Origin of the sequence: Myxococcus sp. AM011 (assembly GCF_013372595.1) — a bacterium.
GTDB classification, from domain to species: domain Bacteria; phylum Myxococcota; class Myxococcia; order Myxococcales; family Myxococcaceae; genus Myxococcus; species Myxococcus eversor.
In genome coordinates, this window is the sequence record NZ_JABXEM010000477.1 from 1 (window position 1) to 3445 (window position 3445).

The 3445-nt window shown below is 70.3% G+C and carries 5 protein-coding genes and 1 pseudogene; 4 read left to right on the forward strand and 2 right to left on the reverse strand.

All coding sequences use genetic code 11. The features are described 5' to 3' along the window. The 4 genes from HUW62_RS46290 to HUW62_RS46305 form a co-directional block, all read left to right on the forward strand. A partial coding sequence (locus HUW62_RS46290) for a hypothetical protein (protein WP_255204024.1) occupies nt 1-317 on the forward strand: 317 nt, incomplete at its 5' end. Between the two features lie 46 nt (nt 318-363). Then, the gene (locus HUW62_RS46295) at nt 364-1125 is read left to right on the forward strand and encodes a hypothetical protein (protein WP_163863265.1); all 762 of its coding nucleotides are present in this window, start codon (nt 364-366) and stop codon (nt 1123-1125) included. A 3-nt stretch (nt 1126-1128) separates the two neighbouring features. Beyond that, nucleotides 1129-1689, forward strand: coding sequence for a hypothetical protein (locus tag HUW62_RS46300; RefSeq protein ID WP_163863268.1), 561 nt, complete (start codon nt 1129-1131; stop codon nt 1687-1689). Nucleotides 1690-1815: 126 nt separating this feature from the next. After that, nucleotides 1816-2193: a VOC family protein gene (locus HUW62_RS46305; protein WP_176438087.1), complete on the forward strand. Its 378-nt coding sequence runs from the start codon at nt 1816-1818 to the stop codon at nt 2191-2193. Nucleotides 2194-2219: 26 nt separating this feature from the next. Here the strand turns inward: HUW62_RS46305 and HUW62_RS46310 are convergent, their stop codons facing one another. After that, a complete protein-coding gene (locus HUW62_RS46310; protein WP_368670652.1) occupies nt 2220-3080 on the reverse strand; it encodes a hypothetical protein in 861 nt (286 codons plus the stop codon). After that, nucleotides 3077-3445, reverse strand: a pseudogene (locus HUW62_RS46315) (hypothetical protein); the annotation flags it as partial. The pseudogene HUW62_RS46315 and the gene HUW62_RS46310, both read right to left, overlap by 4 nt.

The following is a 3445-nucleotide window of genomic DNA, read 5'->3' on the forward strand; positions in this document are numbered from 1 at the left end:
CGCGTCCGCCTGCCCAGCTTGAGGAGGAAGGCGGGGGGCGCGTGCGCCAGCGGACATCTGGCGCGGGGGCGCCTGCCGCGCGGAGCCCCACCATGGCCATCATCATTCCCGACGAGCCCCTGGACACCCCTTTCACGCTCCCCGGCAACCGCGCCGAGGTGACGGGTGAGCCGGACGAACACTTCCTCACCGCGCAGGTGAGCTGGGACGGCGAACGCCAGCACGGCGGCGGCCATGTCCCCGAGGATTTCGAATGGACCTCCAATCCCAAGGAGCGCCAGGACGCGCTGATGGGCGAGTGGCCCGAGGAGCACTGATGCCGCGTGCGCTCGGCTGTCCGCCGGGGTAAGCGTCCCCGCCGCCATGAGCCGCTCCAAGGACAGAGGTGCAGACTTCACGCGCGAGTTCGAGGGCGCGCCGACACTCGACGGACTGCTGGAGGTGTCCGGCAGCCCTTGCGACACCGCGGAGGTGCTCGCCCGCATGCAGGCGGCCCACGCCAAGGGGCGCCCGCACAGCGACGTCATCCCGGGGCTGTTCGAGGAGGAGCCGCGCTTCCCCTCGCCGGACGTCGCCCGGCTGCTGTACCAGAACCTCCTGGGCCTCTGGGATTTGGTGGAGGAGGGGCGCGCGGTGCGCCTGGAGGATGGCCCTCGCCCGCCCCGGCCGAAGAAGGTCAAGGCCAGCCTGCCGCCGGCCTTCCACCCGGACGAGCCCACGGGCGAATTCGTGGAGGCGGCCTGGCGTTACCTGGAGGACGACGAGAAGGCGCGCACGCGGCTGATGCACTCCTTCGAAAACCGGCAGGATGCCTTGCTGGGCGCGCTTGACGCCGCGGGGCTCACGGACGAAGGATACGGGGTCGCCCGCCACCTGCTCTTCGAGCTGTACGCCATGCTGGAGCTGGGGTGGTCGCCGGGAGTCGCTTCGGTGCGCTCGGCGGCGCTGGTGGCGGACACGACGGCTCCACCGGTGCCCCAGTCCCTGCGGACGTATGCGGACGAGGCGCTCTTCGAGGCGGAGCAGGACGAGGAGCAGCCCCTGACCGCACAGGAGCTGGAGGCGGTGCGCACCCTCGTCCGCAGTGGACTCGCGGCGCTCTGGGGCGCACGCAAGGGGAGATGAAGGATGGCAAAGGACAGGGACGACAACGGCGGCGGCTTCTCCGGGAAGCGCGACAAGACGTGGCGAGAAATCGACGCGGGGCGCGCCAAGGGCAGCAAGTACCACTCCCGCCAGGATGACCCCGCGCAGCAGAAGATTGAGCGCAGCGCGAGCTACCAGAAGTACAAGACCGCCGCGGACGCGCTCTTCACCGGCGGCGAGCTTCCCGAGGGACTGGCGAAGACGTTCGACCCGGAGGGAAAGCGCAAGGCCCAGAAGCAGGCCATGCAGAAAGTCACCGAGTCCGAGACGCGCGCCGACTGGGTGAAGGCCGTGGTGGACTACCTGGAGAAGTACCCGGAGCTGCCCGAGGACGCGTACTTCCTGGACAGCCTGCTGGACCATCCGCGCGAGCGCATCGTCGACAAGGCGTTGGCCCGGCTGGAGGGGCTGGCCGAAGAGGGCAAGCTGCCGAAGAAGGTGCCGCAGAGCCTGGACCAGCGGCTGAAGTCGGTGGAGCTGACCAGCATGGACCCCGAGATGCAGGGCCGCGCCAAGGCGCTGCGCGAGAAGCTGCGCGCCTGAGACAGGGTGCCTCGGGTGGGTGCTGGACGCCGCGCGGCCGCGAGCGACAAACCTGACACGAGGCTGACAGGAACAGGGGCCATGCTGACTTCGCTCGGACACTTCGCGCCGGGCGGGAGACACGTCATGGCCCATCGAGTGAACTGGTTCGAGATTCCCGTCGTCGACCTGGCGCGCGCCACGCGCTTCTACGAGGCGGTGCTGTCCACCACGCTGAAGGTGGAGGACTTCCACGGCACCCGGCTCGCCGTCTTCACCCGGAAGCAGGAGGGGGATGTGACGGGGGCGCTCGTCCACTCGGCGCACCTGCGGCCCTCGCTGGAGGGGAGCCGGGTGTACCTGGACGCGGGCACGGATTTGGATGGCGCCATCCGCCGCGTCGCTCAGGCCGGGGGCAAGGTGCTGGTGGAGAAGACGTCCATTGGGGTGCTGGGCTCGTTCGCCGTGGTGCGGGACACCGAGGGGAACGCGGTGGCGCTTCACGCGCACGTGACGGCACATTGACGGCGGGGTGAGCGCCGTGGCGCGAGTCAGGGCGCGACGCGGCTTTCCGGTGCGCGGACGCGGCCCCGGTGCACGAGGACGACGGAGCGCAGTCCGCCTTCGGCGGGCTCATGCATGACGCGCAGCTCCTCGCCGGAGCGCGTGTACACCGTCGTATCGCCGTCCTCGCGGCGCCATCCGTCGCGACGCAAGGCCTGGGCGTAGAAGGAGTCCACCTCTCCCGCGGACATGCGCACGAGGAAGGACATCGTCCTCGAGCTCTCTTCATTCACGCGCAGGACTTGTTGAGCGCCTGGGGGCAGCGTCGCGATATCGCCGACGGCGCCCGGCTCACGGCGGAGCGTGTGGTTGGCCTCGCCCAGGTAGACGAGGGTGATTCCGCCCTCCTGTGGTTGGAGGATGACGGTGAAGGTGATGCCCCGATACATGTCGACGGCGGTGAGCATGGCCGCGCCGCTCGCGAGTTGGGGCTGTTCATCGCCCGGTGGAACGTGCAGGCCTCCAGCACGGAAGGCATCCGCGAAGCGTTGGACCAGGTCTTCGGCGCGCTCCTTCACCACCACCGCGCGAAGGACCACGGGTACGCCGCCGGCCTCCACCACTTCGTTGGCGTCGATCTGCTCCAGTACGCGCATCGAGGGCCAGGCGAAGCGCGGCGCACCGGGTGGCGACTCCGCGCCCGTGGGCGTCGGCGTGGCGCTCGAAGGCGCGGGCTTCGCGGTCGCCGCGGGCTTACCGCGCGTGGGCACCGAGCCGGACTTCGCGGTGGGACTCACGCCCGCTTCGACCTTCGGGCTCGACTTCGCAGCGCTCGCGCCGCCCTCGGGCACCCCAGCGGACACAGGGGCCGCGCTCAACAGCCACAGCGCGACGAACACGGACCTCACCGCACCCGCACTCCACCGAGCCACCGGTTCTGCCGGGGCGTGTTGTACGGGCGACCCAGGTTCGGCGCGCTGAAGGGCGTCGTCTCCCAGACCGACTGGCCGCCCGCGTGCGTCCCGCCGATGTTCTCCTGGTAGCGGTCCTCCTCGCCCCGGAAGCTCATGAAGAACTGGTCCTCGTTCACCGACTCCGAGCCCACCAGCCCCGCGAGCGCCGAGCCCGCGCCACCGCCTCCGCCGTTCGTCCGGTACACGCGCTCCGCCCAGAGGTAGTAGTCCCGGTTGCCGCAGACCGCCCCGCTGTTCACGCTCAACGGGCAGGCCCGTCCCTCCTCCACCGTCGACAGGCCCCAGTCATCCAGCAGCAT